The sequence below is a fragment of the Mycobacterium sp. UM_Kg27 genome (assembly GCF_000972905.1).
Classification (GTDB): Bacteria; Actinomycetota; Actinomycetes; order Mycobacteriales; family Mycobacteriaceae; genus Mycobacterium.
Window position 1 is genome coordinate 1 of sequence record NZ_JRMM01000270.1, and the last position, 1527, is coordinate 1527.

Sequence of the window (1527 nt, forward strand, 5' to 3'; positions counted from 1 at the left end):
GTCGGCAGCGTCAGATGTGTATAAGAGACAGATCAACGGGTCGGTGCGGGTGGACAGCGAGCGGATCCGGGCGCAGACCGAGGGCCTGAGCCGTGCCGTCGGCGCGCGGGGCCAGATGATGATGCAGGAACTGCTGGTGAATCGGGGTGGCGAGCTTCCCGATCCGGAGCTGCGCACCTCGATGATGACCTTGGCCGGTACCGAGCCGTCGACGCTGTTCGGGATGACCGAGGTACTCGGGGTGGACTCCCCGGACGCCAAATCGCTGCAACAGCAGCTGGTGATCCGGATGTCGATCATGTCCGACCCCGAGCAGGTGCTGCCCAACAACCCGGTGCTGCGCGACTCCATCCGTACCACTGATCAGATCGCCGCCCACCTCATCAGCGAGAACACCGGGGCCGTCACTGCGGCGGTGGAAGACCGGGCCGCGGACCGGCGGGCCGCCGCCCTGCGCGACATCGTGCTGGTGCTGGCCGCGATCGCGACCACGCTGCTGGCGGTGTGGCTGGTGGCGCGCTCGTTGGTGCGCCCACTGCGGACCCTGCGCGACAGCGCCTTGCGGGTCGCTCACGTCGACCTCGAACAGGAGATCGCCCGGTTGCGCGCCGGCGCGCCCGGTTCGGATCGCGACCCCGACCCGCTGCCGGTGTACACCACCGAGGAAGTGGGGCAGGTCGCCCACGCCGTCGACGAGCTGCACGCGCAGGCGCTCCTGCTTGCCGGTGATGAGGCCCGGCTCCGGCGCCTGGTCAACGAGATGTTCGAGACGATGTCGCGGCGCAACCGGTCCCTGGTCGATCAGCAGTTGGCGCTGATCGACCGGCTGGAGCGCGATGAGGACGACCCGGACCGACTCGAAAGCCTGTTCCGGCTGGACCATCTGGCCGCCCGGATGCGGCGCAACGGCGCGAACCTGCTGGTGCTGGCCGGTGCGCGGGTGCCGCATGAGCGGGGCCGGCCGGTTCCGCTGGCGACCCTGATCAGCGCGGCCACCTCGGAGGTGGAGGGCTACGACCGGGTGCAGACGGTGCTGGTGCCCGACACCACCGTGATCGGCGCTGCCGCCGCGGACTGCATCCACCTGCTCGCGGAACTGATCGACAACGCGCTGCGCTATTCGGCGCCGACCGAGCCGGTCCGGGTGGTCGCTGGTCTCGAGAACGACGGCGGGGTAGTGGTCGAGGTCGTCGACGTCGGGTTGGGGATGACCGACGCCGACCTGCGGATGGCCAACATGCGGCTGGCGGCCGGCGGCGAGTTCAGCCCGGAGAACGCCCGCCACATGGGTCTGTTCGTGATCTCCCGGCTGGCGGCTCGCCACGATATCGAGGTCCGGCTGTTCCCGGCCTCGCAGGGATCTCGCGGCATCACCGCCGAGGTGTATCTGCCGCCGCACCTGCTGACCGTCAGGCCCCTCGAGCAGCTGTCGCCGGCACTCGCGCCGCCCGCCCAGCCCTATCTCGCTCCCGCCGAGCAGCCGCAACCCGCACCGCACGGGTATGAAGCTGTCTCTTATACACATCT

Annotated in this window: 1 protein-coding gene; it reads left to right on the plus strand. The window is 69.7% G+C overall.

Going from position 1 to position 1527, the window contains the following annotated elements:
* A partial coding sequence (locus LI94_RS21145) for an ATP-binding protein (protein ID WP_239651296.1) occupies positions 1-1527 on the plus strand: 1527 nt, incomplete at both ends.